Source organism: Kitasatospora sp. NPDC057965, from assembly GCF_042887135.1.
GTDB lineage: Bacteria > Actinomycetota > Actinomycetes > Streptomycetales > Streptomycetaceae > Kitasatospora.
In genome coordinates this window covers 1-20,464 of sequence record NZ_JBHVPZ010000008.1, presented here as the reverse complement: position 1 = coordinate 20,464, position 20,464 = coordinate 1, and the positions used below count along the sequence as shown (strand labels likewise).

Annotated in this window: 20 protein-coding genes; 8 read left to right on the top strand and 12 right to left on the bottom strand. The window is 73.3% G+C overall.

What is annotated here, in order from left to right; genetic code table 11:
- Window positions 1-21 precede the first annotated feature (21 nt).
- Complete coding sequence (locus ACFVVU_RS12325) at window positions 22-1,863, bottom strand: phosphoenolpyruvate carboxykinase (GTP) (protein WP_380680165.1); 1,842 nt, start codon at window positions 1,861-1,863, stop codon at window positions 22-24.
- 284 nt (window positions 1,864-2,147) lie between these two features.
- Between ACFVVU_RS12325 and ACFVVU_RS12320 the strand changes: the two genes are divergently transcribed.
- Window positions 2,148-2,822 (top strand): hemolysin III family protein, encoded by a 675-nt coding sequence (locus ACFVVU_RS12320; protein ID WP_380680162.1) that lies wholly within the window; start codon window positions 2,148-2,150, stop codon window positions 2,820-2,822.
- Here ACFVVU_RS12320 and ACFVVU_RS12315 read toward each other — a convergent pair.
- Window positions 2,793-3,320, bottom strand: coding sequence for a hypothetical protein (locus ACFVVU_RS12315; protein WP_387789610.1), 528 nt, complete (start codon window positions 3,318-3,320; stop codon window positions 2,793-2,795). The two genes, ACFVVU_RS12320 and ACFVVU_RS12315, sit on opposite strands and share 30 nt — an antisense overlap.
- Window positions 3,321-3,629: 309 nt before the next feature.
- Between ACFVVU_RS12315 and ACFVVU_RS12310 the strand changes: the two genes are divergently transcribed.
- Together ACFVVU_RS12310 and ACFVVU_RS12305 are read left to right on the top strand one after the other, a co-directional pair.
- Window positions 3,630-5,246, top strand: coding sequence for an MFS transporter (locus ACFVVU_RS12310; RefSeq protein WP_387789608.1), 1,617 nt, complete (start codon window positions 3,630-3,632; stop codon window positions 5,244-5,246).
- An 8-nt stretch (window positions 5,247-5,254) separates the two neighbouring features.
- Window positions 5,255-5,911, top strand: a complete 657-nt coding sequence (locus ACFVVU_RS12305) for a TetR family transcriptional regulator (RefSeq protein WP_387789606.1) — start codon at window positions 5,255-5,257, stop codon at window positions 5,909-5,911.
- 63 nt (window positions 5,912-5,974) lie between these two features.
- Here the strand turns inward: ACFVVU_RS12305 and ACFVVU_RS12300 are convergent, their stop codons facing one another.
- Complete coding sequence (locus ACFVVU_RS12300) at window positions 5,975-6,856, bottom strand: hypothetical protein (RefSeq protein WP_387789604.1); 882 nt, start codon at window positions 6,854-6,856, stop codon at window positions 5,975-5,977.
- 8 nt (window positions 6,857-6,864) lie between these two features.
- Window positions 6,865-7,512, bottom strand: coding sequence for a papain-like cysteine protease family protein (locus ACFVVU_RS12295; protein WP_380680147.1), 648 nt, complete (start codon window positions 7,510-7,512; stop codon window positions 6,865-6,867).
- A gap of 285 nt (window positions 7,513-7,797) precedes the next feature.
- On the opposite strand from ACFVVU_RS12295, the gene ACFVVU_RS12290 reads away from it, so the two are divergent.
- Complete coding sequence (locus tag ACFVVU_RS12290; protein WP_380680144.1) at window positions 7,798-8,730, top strand: hypothetical protein; 933 nt, start codon at window positions 7,798-7,800, stop codon at window positions 8,728-8,730.
- A 35-nt stretch (window positions 8,731-8,765) separates the two neighbouring features.
- Here the strand turns inward: ACFVVU_RS12290 and ACFVVU_RS12285 are convergent, their stop codons facing one another.
- From ACFVVU_RS12285 to mca, 4 genes are all read right to left on the bottom strand, one after another.
- Window positions 8,766-9,626, bottom strand: a complete 861-nt coding sequence (locus tag ACFVVU_RS12285) for a GNAT family N-acetyltransferase (protein ID WP_387789602.1) — start codon at window positions 9,624-9,626, stop codon at window positions 8,766-8,768.
- A gap of 95 nt (window positions 9,627-9,721) precedes the next feature.
- A complete protein-coding gene (locus ACFVVU_RS12280) occupies window positions 9,722-11,797 on the bottom strand; it encodes a thioredoxin domain-containing protein (RefSeq protein ID WP_387789600.1) in 2,076 nt (691 codons plus the stop codon).
- 42 nt (window positions 11,798-11,839) lie between these two features.
- A complete protein-coding gene (locus ACFVVU_RS12275) occupies window positions 11,840-12,031 on the bottom strand; it encodes a hypothetical protein (protein WP_355375040.1) in 192 nt (63 codons plus the stop codon).
- A gap of 49 nt (window positions 12,032-12,080) precedes the next feature.
- Entirely contained in the window at window positions 12,081-12,986 is a 906-nt protein-coding gene (mca, locus tag ACFVVU_RS12270; protein ID WP_380680108.1) for a mycothiol conjugate amidase Mca, read from the bottom strand.
- A 241-nt stretch (window positions 12,987-13,227) separates the two neighbouring features.
- On the opposite strand from mca, the gene ACFVVU_RS12265 reads away from it, so the two are divergent.
- Both ACFVVU_RS12265 and greA read left to right on the top strand, forming a co-directional pair.
- The gene (locus ACFVVU_RS12265) at window positions 13,228-13,638 is read left to right on the top strand and encodes a DUF4307 domain-containing protein (protein WP_380680105.1); all 411 of its coding nucleotides are present in this window, start codon (window positions 13,228-13,230) and stop codon (window positions 13,636-13,638) included.
- Window positions 13,639-13,910: 272 nt separating this feature from the next.
- The gene (gene greA / locus ACFVVU_RS12260; protein ID WP_380680102.1) at window positions 13,911-14,408 is read left to right on the top strand and encodes a transcription elongation factor GreA; all 498 of its coding nucleotides are present in this window, start codon (window positions 13,911-13,913) and stop codon (window positions 14,406-14,408) included.
- Between the two features lie 110 nt (window positions 14,409-14,518).
- On the opposite strand, the gene ACFVVU_RS12255 is transcribed toward greA, so the two are convergent.
- The 3 genes from ACFVVU_RS12255 to ilvA all read right to left on the bottom strand — a co-directional run bounded on the left by ACFVVU_RS12255 (window position 14,519) and on the right by ilvA (window position 17,711).
- Window positions 14,519-15,376: an ABC transporter permease gene (locus tag ACFVVU_RS12255; protein ID WP_380684033.1), complete on the bottom strand. Its 858-nt coding sequence runs from the start codon at window positions 15,374-15,376 to the stop codon at window positions 14,519-14,521.
- Window position 15,377: 1 nt separating this feature from the next.
- A complete protein-coding gene (locus tag ACFVVU_RS12250) occupies window positions 15,378-16,421 on the bottom strand; it encodes an ATP-binding cassette domain-containing protein (RefSeq protein WP_387789597.1) in 1,044 nt (347 codons plus the stop codon).
- A gap of 78 nt (window positions 16,422-16,499) precedes the next feature.
- Window positions 16,500-17,711, bottom strand: coding sequence for a threonine ammonia-lyase (gene ilvA, locus ACFVVU_RS12245; RefSeq protein WP_380684035.1), 1,212 nt, complete (start codon window positions 17,709-17,711; stop codon window positions 16,500-16,502).
- Window positions 17,712-17,833: 122 nt separating this feature from the next.
- Between ilvA and ACFVVU_RS12240 the strand changes: the two genes are divergently transcribed.
- A complete protein-coding gene (locus tag ACFVVU_RS12240; RefSeq protein ID WP_380684036.1) occupies window positions 17,834-18,322 on the top strand; it encodes a MarR family winged helix-turn-helix transcriptional regulator in 489 nt (162 codons plus the stop codon).
- A 21-nt stretch (window positions 18,323-18,343) separates the two neighbouring features.
- Here the strand turns inward: ACFVVU_RS12240 and ACFVVU_RS12235 are convergent, their stop codons facing one another.
- Entirely contained in the window at window positions 18,344-19,498 is a 1,155-nt protein-coding gene (locus tag ACFVVU_RS12235) for a cystathionine gamma-synthase (RefSeq protein ID WP_380684037.1), read from the bottom strand.
- A gap of 155 nt (window positions 19,499-19,653) precedes the next feature.
- On the opposite strand from ACFVVU_RS12235, the gene msrA reads away from it, so the two are divergent.
- Window positions 19,654-20,319: a peptide-methionine (S)-S-oxide reductase MsrA gene (gene msrA, locus ACFVVU_RS12230; RefSeq protein WP_380684038.1), complete on the top strand. Its 666-nt coding sequence runs from the start codon at window positions 19,654-19,656 to the stop codon at window positions 20,317-20,319.
- Window positions 20,320-20,464 lie beyond the last annotated feature (145 nt).

Below are 20,464 nucleotides of genomic sequence, written 5' to 3'. Positions count from 1 at the left end.
CGCTCCTGCTGAGGCTCAGGCTCAGCCGAGGCGGGCGACCAGGTCTCGGTACTCGTCCCACAGCTCGGTCGGCGTGTGCTCGCCGAAGAGCTCCAGGTGGGCCGGGACGAGCGCGGCCTCCTGACGCCAGATGTCGGCGTCGACGGTGAAGAGCAGGTCGAGGTCCTCCTTCGCCAGCTCCAGGCCGTCCAGGTCGAAGCCCTCGACGGTCGGCAGCACGCCGATCGGGGTCTCGACGCCCTCGCCGGTGCCCTCCAGGCGCTCGACGACCCACTTCAGCACGCGGCTGTTCTCGCCGTAGCCCGGCCAGACGAACTGGCCGTCGGCGTTCTTGCGGAACCAGTTCACGTAGTAGATCTTCGGCAGCTTGGCGGCGTCCGCCTGGGCACCGATCTTCAGCCAGTGGGCGAAGTAGTCACCCATGTTGTAGCCGCAGAACGGCAGCATCGCGAACGGGTCGCGGCGCAGCTCGCCCACGGTGCCCTCGGCGGCGGCGGTCTTCTCGGAGGCGATGTTGGCACCCAGGAAGACGCCGTGCTGCCAGTTGAAGGACTCCGTCACCAGCGGGACGGCGGTGGCGCGACGGCCGCCGAACAGGATCGCCGAGATCGGCACGCCCGCCGGGTCCTCCCACTCGGGGGCGATGGTCGGGCACTGCGCGGCCGGGACGGCGAAGCGGGCGTTCGGGTGGGCGGCCGGGGTCTCGGACTCCGGCGTCCAGTCGTTGCCGCGCCAGTCGGTGAGGTGGGCCGGCTTCTCGTCGGTGAGACCCTCCCACCAGACGTCACCGTCGTCGGTGAGCGCGACGTTGGTGAAGACGGTGTTGCCCCAGAGGGTGTCGATCGCGTTGGCGTTGGTGTCCACGCCGGTGCCGGGGGCGACGCCGAAGAAGCCCGCCTCGGGGTTGATGGCGTACAGGCGGCCGTCGGCGCCGAAGCGCATCCAGGCGATGTCGTCGCCGATCGTCTCGACCTTCCAGCCCGGGACGGTGGGCTGGAGCATCGCCAGGTTGGTCTTGCCGCAGGCGGACGGGAAGGCCGCCGCGACGTACTTGGGCTCCGCCTCGCCCGCGGGGCCCGCCGGCGGGGTGAGCTTCAGGATGAGCATGTGCTCGGCCAGCCAGCCCTCGTCGCGGGCCATGGTCGAGGCGATCCGCAGCGCGTAGCACTTCTTACCGAGCAGGGCGTTGCCGCCGTAGCCGGAGCCGAAGGACCAGATCTCCCGGCTCTCCGGGAAGTGCGAGATGTACTTGGTGGTGTTGCACGGCCACGGCACGTCCGCCTCGCCCTCGGCGAGCGGGGCGCCGACGGTGTGCACGGCCTTGACGAAGTCGCCGTCCTCGCCGAGCTGGTCGAGCACGGCCCGGCCCATGCGGGTCATCACGCGCATCGACACGGCGACGTAGGCGGAGTCGGTGATCTCGACGCCGTAGGCGGCCAGCGGGGAGCCGACCGGGCCCATCGAGAACGGCACGACGTACATGGTGCGGCCCTTCATGGCGCCGCGGAACAGGCCCTGCTCGCCCTGGAAGATCTCGCGCATCTCGGCGGGAGCCTTCCAGTGGTTCGTCGGGCCGGCGTCCTCCTCCTGCTCGGAGCAGATGAAGGTGCGGTCCTCCACGCGCGCCACGTCCGAGGGGTCGGAGGCGGCGTAGTAGGAGTTGGGTCGCTTCTCCTCGTTGAGCTTCTTGAAAGTGCCCTGGGCGACGAGCAGGTCCGCGAGGCGCTGGTACTCCTCCTCGGAACCGTCGCACCATTCGACGCGGTCCGGCTGGGTGAGCTCCGCGATCTCGCTCACCCAGGCCAGCAGGCGCTGGTGGCGGGTGGGCGCGGCGCTGAGAGCAGCCGAGTTCTCGTTCGACACGATCGCTCCGTTTCACGCCATCCCGGCGGGGAGACGGCGTAGCGGGGGTTGAGGGTGCTTTGAGCGTAGCTCCGGGCCCCCACCCCCAACGCGGCAGAACGGCAGAGTTGACGCATCTTTTACTACAGTACGGATGATTACCAGCCAGTAGGACAACACCTTCGGCACCTCCGGCGGCCGATCGACCCCCCTCCCAATGCTCCAAAACGTCCAAGTCGTGATGAGCGCCACTTCCTACGGCCGGGTAACCTACGGACCCGTAGGTAGCGGGTAGCATGCCGCTCATGACTGCTGAGCTCCTGGAGAGCACGGGGCGTGCCGAGCACAAGCCGAAGTGGCGCGGCTGGCTGCACGCCGGAATGTTCCCCGCCACGGTGGCCGCCGGGATCGTGCTGATCTGCCTGGCCGAACCGGGCCCCGCGAGGATCGCGTGCGCGATCTACTCCGTCAGCGCCTGGCTGCTCTTCGGGGTCAGCGCGGTCTACCACCGCTTCCACTGGGGCCCGCGCGGCGACGCGATCCTGCGCCGGCTGGACCACGCGAACATCTTCCTGATCATCGCGGGCACCTACACCCCGTTCACCATCCTGCTGCTGGACGGCGCCGCCCGGCAGGTGCTGCTCTGGGCGGTCTGGGGCGGCGCGCTGGCGGGGATAGCCTTCCGCGTCTTCTGGGTGGGTGCGCCGCGCTGGCTCTACACGCCGGTGTACCTCGCGCTGGGCTGGGCCGCCGCGTTCTTCCTGCCGGACTTCCTGCACACCGGCGGCGTCGCGGTCCTGGTGCTGATGATCGTCGGCGGCGTGCTCTACAGCATCGGCGGCGTCGTGTACGGGCTCAAACGGCCGAACCCCTCACCGCGCTGGTTCGGCTTCCACGAGGTGTTCCACGCCTTCACCCTCGGGGCCTTCATCACGCAGTACGTCGGGGTCTCACTGGTGGCCTACAGCGCGGCCGGCTGAGCCCGGCGCCCCGTGACGGGCGGTCGGCCGGTCGTGCGACCGGACGGCCGCCCGTTCCGCCGTCCACTCCCGGACCGGGTGCTCGTGCGCCCGGTCGTGCGGCGTGCGGTCGTACGCGGCCCGCTCGTGGGTTCCGTCGTGCCGGCGCTCGCGCGGCCGGTCGAGGCGCTCGTGGGCGTGCGGGACACGGACCGGCCGCCCGGCCTGGCGCGCGTCGATCGCCTCCCGGGCCCGGCGGCAGCGCTCGCAGTGCGCCGCGTCCACCCTGCCCGCGGGCGGCCGCTGCCCGCGGGGGGACGACCGGCGGTCCGGCTCGGACGCCTGGTGGAGCAACTGCCAGCGCCGCCCCACGTAGACCATCAGCAGCAGCACCTCGACCCCGGCGACCACCAGCACCAGCGCGGCGCCGTGGATCAGATAGGCCGCGACCACGGCCAGCGCCGAGCCCACCACCACCACGGCACCCCAGATCTGGGCACCGGACTCCCGAACGGCCATGACGGCTTCTCCTTCCTGCGCCGGGCTCGTGGTCGGCCCCTGCCGCCCCACCCCTTCTCCGCTCTCGGCACGTGCCGGTCCGCACTGACCGACGGCCACATCGTATCTACCGACAGTCACCCGCAGCCGCCGGAAAGCGGCGAACGACAGATCAACGTTGCGTCAATTCCCCGTGCGGAACGAGCACTTCCAGGACACATCACGGAGCGTAATCGAGAGCCGATGCCTTTCGGACATTGACGGCGGCCACCTTTTGGGAGTTACTGTCATTTGACAGAGACTCCCTTCGCTGGTCTCCGGAGGTTTCCCGTGCCAACTCCGCCCGTCGAGCCCGCCGACCCCGTGGAGCCCACCGCGGCGTCGCCCGGCCCGGACCCACGGCGCTGGCTCGCGCTCGTCGCGGTCGCGCTGAGCGTCCTGGTGATCAGCCTCGACATGACGGTGCTGAACGTGGCCCTGCCCACGCTGGCCTCGCAGCTCGGGGCCACCACCGGGCAGCAGCAGTGGATCGTCGACTCCTACACCGTGGTCTTCGCCGCCGTGATGCTCCCCGCCGGGCTGATCGGCGACCGCTTCGGCCGCCGCTTCACCCTCACCCTGGGCCTCGCCCTGTTCGGCCTGGCCTCGGCGGTCGGCATGCCGGCCGACAGCCCGGCCACGCTGATCGCCGCCCGCGCCGCGATGGGCCTGGCCGGCGCGCTGGTGATGCCGATGTCGATGGCGGTGATCCCCGGCCTCTTCCCGCCCGGCGAGCAGCGGCGCGCCACCGCGATCCTGGCCGCCTCGCTGGCCGTCGGCACCCCGCTCGGCCCGCTGATCGGCGGCTTCATCCTCCAGCACTACTGGTGGGGCGCGATCTTCGTGATCAACCTGCCGCTGGTGGCCATCGGCATCACCGCCTGCGTCGTCCTGCTGCCGGAGACCCGCAACCCCGCCGCGCCCCCGATCGACGTGCCCGCCACCCTGCTCGGCGCCGGCGGGCTGGCCGCGCTCACCTACGGCATCATCGAGAGCCCCGAGCGCGGCTGGGCGGACCCGCTGGTGCTCGGCACCGTCGGCGGCGCGCTGGTCGCGCTCACCCTGCTGGTCCTGCGCAGCCGGCGCCGGCCGGCCCCGATGCTCGACCTGTCGCTGCTCGCCGACGCCGCCTTCCGCTGGTCGACGGTGGCCGCGACGCTGGTCTCGCTGGTCCTGTTCGGCGCCTTCTTCGTGCTCCCGCTGTACTTCCAGAGCGTGCTCGGCGCGGACGCCTTCGGCACCGGACTGCGGCTGATGCCGATGATGCTCGGCCTGATGGTGGCCGCCCGGCTCAGCGACAAGCTGGTCGCCCGCAGCAGCCCCCGGACGGTGATCGTGCTGGGGCTGGGCCTGCTGGCCGCCGCCCTGCTCATCGGCAGCCGGACGGAGGTCTCCGACGGCTACGCCCTCGCCGCCGGCTGGCTCACCCTGCTCGGGGTCGGCATGGGCCTGTCCCTGATCACCGCGCAGGCCACCGCCCTGCTCACGCTGCCGCCCGCCCGGGCCGGGGTCGGCTCCGGGCTGCTGCAGACCTTCCGCCAGGTCGGCGGGGCGATCGGGGTGGCCGTCTTCGGCAGCCTGCTCGCCAACGCCTACCGGGGCACGCTGGACACCGGCGGGCTGGCGGCGGGCGCGGCCGAACAGGCCGGCCGGTCGGTGGTCGCGGCCGACGCGATCGCTGCCGCCTCCGGCGACCCGGCGCTCGCCGCCTCCGCGCACGGCGCGTACGTGCACGGGATGACGGTGGTGCTGCTGGTCTCCGGGGCGATCGCGGTGCTGTCTGCGGCGCTGGTCGCGGTGCGGATGCCCGCCGTCGAACCGGCCGGGCCCGCCGGGCCTCCCGCCCCGGAGAGCGGCCCGGAGACCGGCCCGGAGACCGGCCCGGTGCCCGCGACCGATCACGGATAATCGAAGACATGAACGCAACGCGGCCGGCGACGGCACCTCCGGCGGGACCGGGCAATCCGATCCAGGCGATGCTGGAGGCGCCGCTGTCGCTGCGCGAGCGGAAGAAGCTGAAGACCCGCCAGACCATCCGCCGCGAGGCGTACCGGCTGATCGCCGAACAGGGGTACGAGAACACCACGGTGGACCGGATCGCGGCCGCCGCCGAGATCTCCCCGTCCACCTTCTTCCGGTACTTCGCCACCAAGGAGGACCTCGTCCTCACCGACGAGTACGACCCGGCGATGATCGAGGCGCTGCTCGCCCGCCCCTCCGACGAACCGTTTCTGCGCTCCTGCCGGGAGGCCGTCATCGGGATGATCCGGCACCTGCTGGAGCACGAGCGCGAGGAACTGCTCGTCCGGATGCGGCTGGTCAGGGACGTCCCGGCGCTGCGCGCCCGGATGATGGACAGCGCCAACGACCCGCGGCAGCTCTACCTCACGGCGCTGACCCGGCGGGCCGGCGTCCCGGAGCCGACCTTCGCGATGCGGATCGCCGCCACCGCGCTCGCCGCGGCCACCACGGAGGCGGTGCTGCAGTGGGCCGAGTCCGAGGGCGCCGAGGACATCGCCGACCTGGTCGACCGCGCCTTCGCCATCCTGGAGAACGGCTTCGCCGACCTGTAGGGCGCGGGGGACGGCGGGGCCCGGAACCCCGCCGTCCGCTGTCCACTCTCCGACGTCCGCGGGCTACCCGTTCCGCGGGGCCGTCCGCCGGCGCAGGGCCACGCCCGCGCCCGCGAGCGCGGTGGCGCCCAGGGCCGCGGCCGCCGTCACGGCCGGCAGCGCCGTACCGCCCGCCGGACCGCCCGCCGTCCGCTCGGCGGCGGGCTCGTAGCCGCCGCCCCGGCCCGCCCGGTCGTACGCCGAGCCGGGCAGCTTGTCGCCGTACCGCTGCCGGACCAGGCCCTGGTACGCGGCCAGGCTCACCCCGGCCTCGCCCACCGAGCGACGCGCCTCGTCGTCCAGCGGCAGCACCCGGCCGTCCCGCAGCACGTACCAGGCGTTGATCTGCGGCTCGCGGAACGCCGTTCCGCCACCGCCCTCCGCCGCCCGCTGCGCGTAGTCGCCCTCGTCGCCGCCGGTGGCGATGTTGACGACCCGCCAGCCGCCGCCCTGCTTCACCGTCCAGACCGAGGCGACCCGGCCGTCGGCGGCCACCACCCGGCTCGCGGTGAACTCGGCCCGGGCCACCGGGGCGCCCGGCGTGCCGGACACGAAGGCGGCGTCCAGCGTGTACACCGGCACGGTGTCCCCGGCCAGGCGGGGCGCGGTGGCGGCGGGCGCCGCCTCCTCGGCCGCCCCCGGGGCGAGCCGGCCGGTCGGCGGGAGGCCCTTGCGGGCGAAGAAGCGGCCGACCTGGTCGAGCACGGCCGGGTTCTGCACCGCGCCGTGGGCCTCGGCCAGCTCCGCGGCCGGCACCGGCTCGGGCACCCCGGCGCCACCGGACCCGCCGGCGGCACCGGCCGGACCCGCGGCGGACGCGGCCGGCGCGAGCGCCAGACCCAGACCGGCGGCGAGCAGGACGGCCGCCGCGCCGCGGACCAGCGCGGCCCTCTGCATGCTGCTCATGTCGCCCCTCACGCGCCGATCCGGTACAGGGAATGGGTCCAGGAGAACGTGCCGTTCGACACGTAGTAGTTGTAGTCCGCCCAGTTGTAGCGGTAGTTGGACGGCCACGGGTCGCCCCAGTAGACCCAGTTGTTGCCGGTGTCGTAGCCGTACACGACGTGCATGTGGCCGCCGCCGGAGCTCCACTGGATCCGGGTCTCGACCGGCCGGTCGGCGTTCACCTCGGTCTGCACCGTGCTGTAGCGCAGGTAGCCGGTGACGTACGAGCCCGGGCTGATCCCGATCCGGCTCAGGCCGTTCTGCACATCGCCCAGCGTGGCCTGGCTGTTGGGGCAGGCCGAGCTGCCGGAGCGGCCGAACGCGGCGTTGCAGAACTGGTTCTGGCTGTAGTTGTAGCCGTAGAAGGTGGCGATGGTGTTGCCGCTCGCCGCCCAGCACCAGTTGGTCTGCTGTTGCTGCTGCATGGTGATGTCGAGCGTCTTGTAGGTGCCGGCCAGATCGGCCGTGGCACCCGCGGCGGCGGGCCGGACCCGCTGCAGGGGGGCCGCGGGGGCGGCCTGGGCGGGGGTGACGGCCGCGACGCTGAGCGCCGGGCCGAGGACGCCGAGCGCGAGCACCGAGACGGCGCGGCGCAGGCGTATCCGTGTGACGGACATGGGGGATGGCCTCCTTGCGGCAGGCAGAGGAGTCGAGAGGTGTGGGGGTGCGGTCCGGATCGCGCCACCGAGCATCGCGCTGTTGACATGGCCGGTCAACGGTCCTCGGGCCCCGCCCGTCCGGGTGTGAACGGGGCCCACCCCGCTGTGAACGCCGGCCCCGGAACCCCCGCCGGGAGCGTCAGGACCGGTGACAAACCCCCCTCCAGATGTGAATATTCACGACCCGGGCCCACCGCACGGGCCCCCGCCGGGCCGCCCCGCCCCGCCATCCGAGGAGGCCGCATGCAGCGGACCGACCAGCCCGACCTCGTCACCGCGCTGCGCACCGGCCCCTTCGACCTCGCCCTGCGCACCGCCATCGCCACCCGCGGCCTCGCCCTGCACCGCGTCCGCGACCACCTCGCGCAACGCGGCGTCCGCATCGGGGTGACCAGCCTCAGCTACTGGCAGCAGGGCCACCGCCGTCCCGAACGGGCCGAATCGCTGCGCGCGGTACGGGAGTTGGAGAAGGTCCTGGACCTCCCCGCGCACTCCCTCACCCGGCTGCTCGGCCCCCGGCGGGCCGCCCCCACCGCCCCGGCCGGCCCGCCCGTCCGCCCCTACCGCGACCTCATCACCCCGCCCACCGCCGTCGACGACCTGCTCGCCGAGCTGGCCGGCCCGCGCGACAGCGGGCTGCACACCATCACCCACATCGAGCGGATCCGGATCGGCGCCGACCGCCGGCTCCGGCGCCGCGACTCCCAGCACGCCCTGCGCGCCCACCGCGACGGCATCGACCGCTACCTCGCCATCCACCAGGGCGACCCCGGCAGCGACATCACCCGGGTCGGCGTCCGCACCGAGGACAACTGCCGCCCCGGCCGCGTCCGCCGCGACCAGGCCCACGACCTGCTGATCGCCGAACTCCTGCTGGACCGCCGGCTGCGCGCGGGCGACACCCATCTGCTCGGCTACGGCTTCGACGACGCCCCGGCGCCCGAGCCCAGCTGCGAGTACCTCCGCGGCTTCCACTCGGGCGCGGGGCAGTACGTCCTCCAGATCACCTTCCACCCGGACGCGCTGCCCGTGCGCTGCCACCGCTTCGCCCGCCGCTCGCCCGAGGAGAAGCCCTACGAGAGCGAGGAGCTGACCCTCGACGGCCACCACTGCGTGCACCTGGTCGCCACCGCCGTCGGGCCCTGCATCCTGGGCATCGGCTGGGACTGGGAGTAGCCCCCTCCGCAACACCCGGATCGCTCTCTGCTCCGTCAGTCGCCGAAGGCCAGCTCCAGGCAGTCCTCCACCGGCCGGTAGCCGATCTGCTGGTAGATCGAGTTGCTGGTCGGGTTGGAGAGGTCCGTGTACAGCAGCACCTCCGCGGCCCCGTCGGCCAGGGCGGCGGCCGAGGCGGCGGCCGTGACGCCGCTGGCGTACCCCCGGCCGCGGGCCTCGCGCGGCGTGTAGACCGGGCCGATCCGGGACATCCCGGCGACGACCGCGCTGGCCCCGGCCACCGCGACCGCCCGGCCGCCGTTCTCCCACAGGTGCAGCTGACCGGCGGCGGTCCGGTCGTCCACCACCATCGCGGTGTCGGGGATCCGGATGTCCACCTCGGCCGCGAACGCGTCGAACCAGCGGATCAGCAGCTCACGGTCCGCCGCCCCGGCGAGCCGGGGGCGGCCGGCCGGCGGGCGCGGCGGGTCGGTCAGCGCGCCGAGCCGGTAGAGGCGCTCCTCGGTCTTGACGGTCGGGGTGGCCCCGGTGGCCCCGGCCCACGCGTCACCGAACGCCCGCACCGCCGCCACCCCGCCGCCGACCCCGGCGAGCGCGGTGAACCCGGCCCAGGCACCGGCGAGTTCGACGGCCAGTTCGGCCGCCGCCCGCTCGGGCATCAGCCCCAGCCGCGGGGCGAACGGCGGGGTCTGCAGGAACACCCCGGCGACCGGCCCGTCCGGCTCGGGGCGCCACCAGCCGAACACCGGCGCACCGGCGCCGTAGTAGTGGAGGCCGCGGGCCGCCAGCCGGTCCGTGATCGTCAACAGCACGGTGTTCTCGGCCGGGTTGGCGCCGAGGAAGTCGCCGGCCTGGGCGCGGAAGTCGTCGAGGGAGGTACTGAGAGTCCAGGGCATGGCCCATCCTCCCCCGCCTCCCCCGGCGCCGACCACCGCTTTTACCCGGCCTGTCCGTGCTGCCCGTCCCGCACGGCCTGCCCGCCGGACTCGGCCTACTCGGCCTGCCCGGCCTGCCCGGCCGCGAACGCCCCCAGCCGCTCGGCGAGGGCCGCCGGGTCGGTGGTCGGCAGCTCGCAGGCGAAGTTCCGGCAGACGTAGGCGGCGGGCGCGCCGTCGACCAGCGGCCGACCGGCGAGCAGCGGCACCTCGTCGCTGCCGGCGCCCGGCTCGCCGAACGCGACCACGGCGCCGGGCGCGGTGCCGAGCAGCGCGGCCCGGTGCAGCGCGGCCGTCCCGGGGTCGCCGGCCGGGCCGATCACCGCGACCTCGCGCGGCCCGTCGGCCAGTGCCTCGGCGGCGGCCAGGCCCCAGCCGATGAACCGCGGCGCGCGCGAGGCGAGCGCCCCGACGATGCCGAGCGCCCGTTCGGCGGCGGTCCGGTGGCGGTCCGAGCCGGTGTACGCGGCGTAGCCGAGCAGCGCGGCCGCGGCGGCGGTCCAGCCGGACGGGGTCGCGTTGTCGGTCGGGTCCTGCGGGCGCCGGATCAGCTCCTCCGCGTCGTCGGCGGTGTCGTACAGCGCGCCGCTCTCCTCGTCGGCGAAGTGCTTGAGCACGGTGTCGAGCAGCCCCCCGGCCAGCTGGAGCCACTCGGCCTCGCCGGTGACGGCGTACAGCGCGAGGAAGCCCTCGGCGGTGTCGGCGTAGTCCTCCAGCACGCCCGCGTTGGCGCCGGGGCGGCCGTCCCGGGAGGTGCGCAGCAGCCGGCCCTCGGGGGTGAGGTGGACGGCGAGCAGCAGGTCGGCGGCCCGTTCGGCGGCCCGGACCAGGTCGGGGCGCTCCAGCAGAGCACCGGTCTCGGCGAGCGCGGCGATGGCCAGGCCGTTCCAGGCGGCGACCACCTTGTCGTCCCGGGCGGGCGCCGGGCGGGCCGCCCGGGCCGCCAGCAGCCGCTCCCTGATCGCTTCGTACTCGGCGAAGTCCTCGGGGTCGGCTAGGAGTTGGAGGACGGAGCTGCCGTGCTCGAAGGTGCCGTCGGCGGTGACGGAGAACAGCCGGGCGGCGGTGGCCGCGTCGGCGGGGCCGAGCAGGTCGACCAACTGGCCCGGCTCCCAGACGTAGTAGGCGCCCTCGGCGGTGGCCCCGGTCTCCTCGTCGAGGCTGTCGGCGTCCAGCGCGGAGGCGAACGCGCCCTCGGGGGTGCGCAGTTCGCGCAGCAGGAAGTCGGCAGTGGAGAGCGCGACCCGCCGGGCCAGCGGCGAGCCGGTCGCCCGCCACAGGTGCAGGTACGCACGCAGCAGCAGCGCGTTGTCGTAGAGCATCTTCTCGAAGTGCGGCACCACCCAGCCGGCGTCCACCGCGTACCGGGCGAAACCGCCGCCGAGCTGGTCGTGGATGCCGCCGCGGGCCATCGCCTCGCCGGTGCGGACGGCCATCTCCAGCGCGGCCTGCGAGCCGGTCCGGGCGTGGTGGCGCAGCAGGAACTCGATCACCATCGCCGGCGGGAACTTCGGCGCCCCGCCGAAGCCGCCGTGCCGCGGGTCGAAGTCGCGGCTGAGCGCGACGAGCGCCTGGTGCAGGTCGGCCTCCCCGGGCGGCTGGTGCACGCCGCTGCCGACCGCGTAGACGGAGGATCGCTCGGCCAGGTCGGCCCGGATCCGCGCGGCGACCTCGCCGACCTCCTCACGCCGGTCCCGCCAGGCGGCGTGCACACCCTCCAGCACCTGCCGGAACGACGGCATGCCGTGCCGGGGCTCGGACGGGAAGTAGGTCCCGAAGTAGAACGGCTCCTTGCCGGGCGTCAGGAAGACGGTCATCGGCCACCCGCCCTGCCCGGTCGCCGCCTGCACCGCCTCCATGTACACCGCGTCGACGTCCGGCCGCTCCTCCCGGTCGACCTTGACCGCGACGAAACGCTCGTTGAGGTACTCCGCGATGCCCTCGTCCTCGAACGACTCGTGCGCCATCACGTGGCACCAGTGACAAGCCGCGTACCCGACCGACAGCAGCACCGGCACACCGCGTCGCTCCGCCTCCTCGAACGCTTCGGGCCCCCAGGGCCACCAGTCGACCGGATTGTCGGCGTGCTGCTGCAGGTACGGCGACGTCGCGTCGGCGAGGCGGTTCGGCATGCCCCCATCCTTGCGCATCGGCGCGGTGGAGGGGGCACGGCCTCACTCCTTCGGGGACTCCGGTTCCTCGGCGAAGTCCACCCGCTTGAACTGCTTGTTCATCGACTTGGCCAGGAACCAGGTGGCCACGCCGAGGGCGGCGAAGACGAGGAAGCCCAGCAGGCCGGGGGTGACCTTGGCGTCGTCGACGGCGAGCTGGGCGGCGAGGTGGGTGAGGTTCACGGGGGCGCTCATATCTCTATGGTGGCCCGGCTCACGGGGAGCCGGGCCGTCGGGGGGTGCTTCAGTCCCGCGTGTCGGCCGACTCGGCCGTCAGGCTGGGGGTGCGCAGGCCGGCGAACAGGTCGTCCTCCGGCAGGTCCACGTCGACCAGGGTACGGGCGAGCTCGTAGTCCTCGGTGGGCCAGACCGTGCGCTGGACCTCCAGCGGGACGCGGAACCACGGGCCGTCCGGGTCGATCTGGGTGGCGTGCGCGATCAGCGCGCGGTCCCGGGTCTCGAACCAGTCGTCGCAGCGGACCCGGGTGGTGATCTCGCGCTCCGCGCGGCCGCTCTTCTCCCAGCCGGCGATCCACTCGCCGTAGGGGGACTCGTGGCCGTTCTCGGACAGGTACTTGTGCAGAGCGCGGATCCGGCCCATCGGGAAGCCGTGGTTGTAGTACAGCTTCAGCGGCTGCCAGGGCTCGCCGGCCTCGGGGTACGCGTCGGGGTCACCGGCGGCGTCGAAGGCGACCATGGTGATCTTGTGGGTCATGATGTGGTCGGGGTGCGGGTAGCCGCCGTTCTCGTCGTAGGTCGTGATGACCTGCGGCTTGAACTCCCGGATGAGACGGACCAGCGGTTCGGCCGCCTCCTTGACGTCCTGCAGGGCGAAGCAGCCCTCGGGCAGCGGGGGCAGCGGGTCGCCCTCCGGCAGGCCCGAGTCCACGAATCCCAGCCAGGCCTGCTTGATCCCGAGGATCGCGCGGGCCTCGTCCATCTCCTTGCGCCGGACCTCGTGGATGTTCTCCTCGATCTCCGGCTTGCCCTGCAGCTTCGGGTTGAGGACCGAACCGCGTTCCCCCCCGGTGCAGGTGGCCACCAGCACGTCCACCCCGTGGTCGACGTACATGGCCATGGTCGCCGCGCCCTTGCTGGACTCGTCGTCCGGGTGGGCGTGCACCGCCATCAGTCGCAACTGCTCAGTCAACGCGTGCGTTCCTTCCACAAAAATGTCCGGGCGTACCGCGCAAGCCGGTCTGCCCACCGTCTGAGCCGCTCTCGGGGCCGCGTGACCGCGGGGCCGGCCGCCGCGCGGGGCGCCGACACGGCCGAGCCCGCCCCCGCCGGACCGGCCGCGGGCGTGCCCCTCCTATAGTGACGGACTGGAGGAGCACCGCATTCCCCCGCACCACCCGCGCGGCCCCCTCCCCACGAGAGGACTGAGCCCCATGAGCGCCGGCACCCGGACCCCGCAGCTGCCCGAAGACCGTTACGGGCGTCGCGGCGACCGCGAGAGCGACCGCCGACTCAAGGTGGTCGGCGCGGTCTGCGCGGTGGTGATGCTGGGCCTGATCGCCTGGCTGGGCGGCTCCTACCTGATCCGCGAGACGAAGATCAACGGCACCGTGCCGACCTTCCAGGCGCTCTCCGACACCGAGCTCCAACTGCACCTGGCGGTGCGCAAGAGCGACGGCACGGCCGGCAGCTGCACCGTCCGCTCGCAGGGCGAGGACGGCGCGGTGGTCGGGGTGGCCGACTTCCCCGTCCCGGCGGAGGGCTCCGAGTACGACGCGGTGGTGAGTCTGCGGACCACCGCCCGCGGCACCACCGCCGAGCTGCTGGGCTGTACGCCCAAGTAACCGCACCGCAGGCATATTCGCGCAGGGGAACGGGCATCCGTAGGGGAGTCCCACCCACCGATCCTGTACACCTCGGCGCAACGCTGTCGTCAATGGAACGCCAACGACCCTCCCGCTTGTCGGCGGGAGTTGTTAGGCTCGTGGTTTCGCCCCTTCCGCACCAGCTGGTACGGGAGCGGGCGTTGCTTTGTAGTTAAGACCGATATCAGCACCACTCAACACGCTGACGACTCACACCCTCAGCACAGCCCCAGCACCTACGAGGAGCACCCGTGACCCAGACCAGCGAGAACGTGACCTGGCTCACTCAGTCCGGCTACGACCAGCTCAAGGCCGAGCTGGATCACCTGACCGGCCCCTGGCGGATCGAGATCGCGCAGAAGATCGAGGCCGCGCGCGAGGAGGGTGACCTCAAGGAGAACGCCGGCTATCACGCCGCCAAGGAGGAGCAGGGCAAGTACGAGCTGCGGATCCGCCAGCTCACCCAGATCCTGGAGCGTGCCAAGGTCGGCGAGGCCCCGGCGGACTCCGGCGTGGTGGCCCCGGGCATGGTCGTGACGGTCGCCTTCGACGGCGACGAGGACGACACCATGAAGTTCCTGCTGGGCTCGCGCGAGGTCGGCGACGACGACCTGGACATCTACTCGCCGCAGTCGCCGCTGGGTCGCGCGATCGACGGCAAGACGATCGGCGACGAGGCGACCTACGAGCTGCCGAACGGCAAGCAGGCCATGGTCAAGATCGTCGAGGTCAAGCCCTACGCCGGCTGATCACCCCCGACACGCCCGAAGGCGGCCGCGGTTTCCCGCGGCCGCCTTCGCGCACCCGCCTTCGCGCATCCGCCCTCGCGCATGCGCCTGCGCGCGTCCGGGCCGGCGGCTCAGCGGGTGGAGGAGCGGTACTTGCGCACCGACAGCCAGGAGAACACCGCGGTGATCACCACCGACCAGAGCACCGACACCAACTCGGCGTGCTGCATCGGCCACACGTCGTCCACCGGGCCCACCTGGTTGCCGAACAGGTTGCGGCAGGCCTGCACGGTGGCGCTGAACGGGTTCCAGTAGGCGACCCCCTGCAGCCAGCCCGGCATCGAGCTGACCGGCACGAAGGCGTTGGAGACGAAGGTCAGCGGGAAGAGCCAGATCAGCCCGGCCGAGGTGGCCGCCTCCGGGCTGCGCACCGACAGGCCGATCAGCGCCCCGATCCAGGAGAAGGCGTAGCCGAGCAGGAGCAGCAGCCCGAACGCGCCCAGCGCGGACAGCAGCCCGTTGTGGATCCGCCAGCCGACCAGCAGCGCCACCAGGGCCAGCACCACCAGGATGAACGCGGTCTGGCAGAGGTCGGCCAGGGTCCGGCCGACCAGCACCGCCGAACGGGCCATCGGCAGTGAGCGGAACCGGTCGACCAGTCCCTTGGACATGTCCTCGGCGATGCCCGCCGAGGCGCCGGCCACCGCGAAGGTGACGGTCTGGGCGAAGATGCCCGCCATCAGGAACTGGATGTACGCCGAGGAGCTGGACTGCGCCCCGGGGATCTTGATCGCGCCGCCCATGACGTACGAGAACAGCAGCACGAACATGACCGGCTGCATCAGGCCGAACACCAGGATCTCGGGGATCCGGGTCATCCGGCGCAGGTTGCGCCGGGCGACCACCCAGGAGTCGTGCCGCACGGCGTCCACGCCCCGGCGCTGCTTGGGCACCGCCCCGCCGATGGCGTGCTCGGTCGCGCTGGCCATCTCAGATCTCCTTCCCGGCCGGAACGGCCTGCTTGCCGGAGCCGGTGCCGGAGCCGCCGCCCCGCCCGCGTCCCTTGCCCCCGGCGGCGCCCTCCTCGTCCTCGGTCTCGGTGTGGTGGCCGGTGAGCGAGAGGAAGACGTCGTCCAGGGTCGGTCGGCGCAGCCCGATGTCGTCGATCTCGATCGAGCGGGCGTCCAGCTCGCGGATCACGTCGGCGAGCACCCGGGCGCCGCCGCTGACCGGGACGGTGATCCGCCGGGTGTTCTTCTCCACGGCCGGCTCGCCGAGCGCGTGGGCGGAGAGCGCCGCGACCGCCTCGCCGACCAGGTCGGGCCGCTGCACCACGACCTCGATCCGCTCGCCGCCGATCTGCGCCTTGAGCCGGTCGGCGGTGCCGCGCGCGATCACCCTGCCGTGGTCGACCACGGCGATGTCGTGGGCGAGCCGGTCGGCCTCCTCCAGGTACTGGGTGGTGAGCAGCAGCGTGGTGCCCTGCTCCACCAGCGTCTCGATGACCTCCCACAGGGCGAGCCGGTTGCGCGGGTCGAGGCCGGTGGTGGGCTCGTCCAGGAACATCACCGGCGGACGGACGACCAGCGCCGCGGCGAGGTCCAGGCGCCGGCGCATGCCGCCGGAGTAGGTCTTGGCGGTGCGGTCCTTGGCCTCGGTGAGGTTGAACCACTCCAGCAGTTCGAGCGCCCTGGCCTTCGCCGCGCGGGCCGGCATCTGGTACAGCTCGCCGACCATCTGGAGGTTCTCGAAGCCGGTGAGGTACTCGTCGACCGCGGCGTACTGGCCGGAGAGGCCGATCAGGCTGCGGACCCGGTTCGGGTGCTTGAGGACGTCGACGCCGGCCACCGTCGCACCGCCGGAGTCGGGCTGGAGCAGCGTGGTGAGCACGCGCACGGTGGTGGTCTTGCCGGCACCGTTCGGGCCCAGCAGCCCGAGCACCGTGCCCTCGGGGACGTCGAGGCTGACGCCGTCCAGGGCTCGTACGTCACCGAAGGTCTTGACCAGGTTCTCGGCTTGGATGGCTGGCGCCATGGGCCTGCCTCATCTCCTCGGAGGAACGGGCGGAACTGCGTGGTCTGTCCCACTCTGCCCCGAATCCCCCGTTCGGGCCTACCGGGAGACCACGTACCCCGCGCCCCGCAGCTCGCCGAGCACCGCCGCGCAGTGCTCCGGCCCCTTGGTCTCCAGGTGCAGGTCCACCTCCACCTCGGTCAGCCCCAGCTGCGGATCGACCCGCACGTGCGCCACGTCCAGCACATTGGCGTCCACCCTGGTCAGCACCGCCAGCAGGCCCGCCAGCGCGCCCGGCCGGTCGGCCAGCCGCACCCGCAGCGACAGGTACCGGCCGGCCGCCGCCAGGCCGTGCCGCAGCACCCGCTGCATCAGCTGCGGGTCGATGTTGCCGCCGGACAGCACCGCCACCACCGGCCCCTCGAAGGAGTCCGGCCGCTCCAGCAGCGCCGCGACCGGAGCCGCCCCGGCCGGCTCCACCACCAGCTTCAGCCGCTCCAGCCCCAGCAGCAGGGCCCGGGACAGCGAGTCCTCGGAGACCGTCCTCACACCGTCCGCCAGGGTGTTGACGATCTCGAACGGGACGTCCCCCGGCCGGCCGACCATGATCCCGTCCGCCATCGTGGCGAACCGTTCCAGCGAGACCGGGTGCCCCGCCGCCAGCGAGGGCGGGTACGCGGCCGCGGCCGCCGCCTGCACCCCGATCACCCGCACGTCCGGCCGCAGCGGCTTGACCGCCGCCGCGATCCCGGCCAGCAGACCGCCGCCGCCCACCCCGACCAGCACGGTCCGCACCTCGGGGCACTGCTCCAGGATCTCCAGCCCGACGGTGGCCTGTCCGATCACGACGTCCCGGTGGTCGAACGGGTGGATGAAGACCGCGCCGCCCGCCTCCGCGAAGCGCTGCGCCGCCCGCAGCGCCTCGTCGACGGTCGCCCCGTGCAGCCGCACCTCGGCCCCGTACTCCCGGGTCGCCGCGATCTTCGGCAGCGGCGCGGACACCGGCATGAAGACGGTCGAGCGCACCCCGAGCAGCGAGGCGGCCAGCGCCACCCCCTGGGCGTGGTTCCCGGCGCTCGCCGCCACCACGCCGCCCGCCCGCTGCACCGGCGAGAGCCCGGCGATCCGCACGTAGGCGCCGCGCAGCTTGAACGAGCCGGTGCGCTGGAGGTTCTCGCACTTCAGGTGGACCGGCGCACCGACCAGCGCGGAGAGGTGGCGGCTGCTCTCCATCGGCGTCACCCGGGCGATCCCGGCGAGCATCTTCTGGGCGCCGCGGACGTCGTCGAGGGTGATCGGCCAGCTGTGCATGACAGCAGCCTAGAGTCTCGCGACACGTGCTTCGGGGACGTCGGCCCTGTTCCCGGGCCCGCCCGGCCCGCGTACGCTGCTGCTCCTGAGCCTTCCTCACCGCACGACGATCGTGAGCCGCGATGACGACGACCTCGCCCCAGGCCACCGACCTCACCGAACCCGTGCACACCCAACTCCAGTACCAGCTGGCGGTGTTCGCCCGCCGCATGGAACAGGTCCGCGGATCCGACGGGGTGGCCGCCCTGGTCCGCGCGGCCTACCTGCTGCTCGAACGGCTGGAGCGGCTCGGCCCCGCCAACGTCAAGGCGCTGGCCGACGCCCTGGGTGTCGACTCCTCCACCGTCACCCGGCAGGTCGCCCCGCTGGTCGCGGCCGGCCTGGTCGGCCGGGTGCAGGACCCGGCCGACCGGCGCGCCGTCCGGCTCGCGCTGACCCCGCTCGGCGCCGGACGTCTGTCCGAAGTGCGGGCCGGGAGAGCCGAGTTGACCCGCCGGCTGGTGGCCGACTGGCCGCCCGAGGAACAGCGGGCGTTCTGCGCCCTGCTGGCCCGCTTCAACCACTCCATGGAGGAGTACACGGCGGGCCGGCAGGGCCCGGGCGGCGCGTAGCGCGCCGCCCGGGCCAAGGCCTCAGCCCAGCGCCTGCTTGAGGTCGGCCAGCAGGTCGTCGATCGACTCGATGCCGACCGAGACGCGCACCAGGTCGGCCGGCACCTCCAGGGCCGAACCGGCGACCGAGGCGTGGGTCATCCGGCCCGGGTGCTCGATCAGCGACTCCACGCCGCCCAGCGACTCGCCGAGGGTGAAGAGCCGCGCCCGGTTGCAGACCTCGACCGCCGCCTCCTCGCCGCCGTTCACCCGGAACGACACCATGCCGCCGAAGGCCTTCATCTGCTTGGCGGCGATGTCGTGGCCGGGGTGCTCGGCCAGACCCGGGTACAGCACCTGGCTGACCTTGGGGTGGCTCGCGAGCAGCTCGGCGACCTTCTCGGCGTTCGAGCTGTGCCGGTCCATCCGCACGCCGAGGGTCTTGATCCCGCGCAGCACCAGCCAGGCGTCGAACGGGCCGGAGACCGCGCCCATCGCGTTCTGGTGGTAGGCGACCTCCTCGCCGAGTCCCGCCTCGGCGATCACCAGGGCGCCGCCGACCACGTCCGAGTGGCCGCCCATGTACTTGGTGGTCGAGTGCACGACCACGTCGGCGCCGAGCGCGATCGGCTGCTGCAGGTAGGGGCTGGCGAAGGTGTTGTCGACCACCAGCAACGCGCCGGCGCCGTGCGCGATCTCGGCCAGCGCGGCCAGGTCGGTGATGCCCAGCAGCGGGTTGGACGGGGTCTCCACCCAGACCGCGCGGGTGTTGGGGCGCAGCGCCTCGCGGACGGTGGCGAGGTCCTGGGTGTTGGCCACCGAGAACTCGACGCCCCAGCGGGTCAGCACCTTGGCGAAGAGCCGGAAGGTGCCGCCGTAGGCGTCGTTGGGGATGACGATGTGGTCGCCCGGCTTGAGGACGGTGCGCAGCAGGGTGTCCTCGGCGGCGAGGCCGGAGGCGAAGGCGAGGCCGCGGGCGCCGCCCTCCAGCGCGGCGAGGCACTCCTCCAGCGCGGTACGGGTCGGGTTGGCGCTGCGGCTGTACTCGTAACCGCCCCGCAGGCCGCCCACCCCGTCCTGCTTGTAGGTGGACACCTGGTAGATCGGCGTGACGACGGCCCCGGTCTGGGGGTCTGCTTCCTGACCCGCGTGGATGGCGAGGGTCTCGAAGCCCTGGGGAAGCTGGTGCTCGGTCATGCTCCGAGCGTAGTCGGCGAACCGCCGGGTGCCGCCCGGAGGACGCGGGCGCCCGCCGGGTCGCCGGCCCGGTGACCCTGGTGCCGCCCGGAATCCCCGGCCGTCCGGCCGCGTTGGAACCTGCGCAACACTCCCCGAACCCGTTGGAGCAGGCCGTGCTGTTCAACCGCCACAAGACCTCGCTCGTCCCCGCCGACCAGGCCCTGCCCGGCCGGGAGACCCCGGCGTTCACCCTGCGCGAGCCGCACACCGTGCTCGGTCACCCGCTGACCGGCCCGTACCCCGAGGGCCTTGAGGTCGCGGACTTCGGCCTGGGCTGCTTCTGGGGCGCCGAGCGGACGTTCTGGCGGCTGCCCGGCGTCTGGACGACGCTGGTCGGCTACCAGGGCGGCCACACCCCGAACCCGACGTACGAGGAGGTGTGCAGCGGCCTGACCGGGCACACCGAGGCGGTCCGGGTGGTGTACGACCCCGCGGTGGTCTCCTACGAGCGGCTGCTGAAGACCTTCTGGGAGGCGCACGACCCGACCCAGGGCAACCGCCAGGGCAACGACGTGGGCACCCAGTACCGCTCCGCGGTCTACACCCACTCCCCGGCCCAGGCCGCCGCCGCGACCGCCACCCGGGACGCCTTCCAGCCGGCGCTGACCGCGCTCGGCCTCGGCCCGGTCACCACCGAGATCGCCCCGGCCGGCCCGTTCTACCCGGCCGAGCCGTACCACCAGCAGTACCTCTCGGACGCCAAGAACCCCAACGGCTACTGCGGCCTCGGCGGCACCGGCGCCAGCTGCCCGATCGGGGTGGCCCGCACGGACGCCTGAGGCTCCTCGTCACCCAGGGTTCCCGAGCCGGGCCCCGCGGGCGCAGACTGGAAGGACCGGTAGGGGGGGCCCCGGCCCCGGCCCGGGGTGGGGGGCCCCCCCCGGCCCCGGGGCACCCCAAGGGCCGGGGAAGACCCCGGCACAG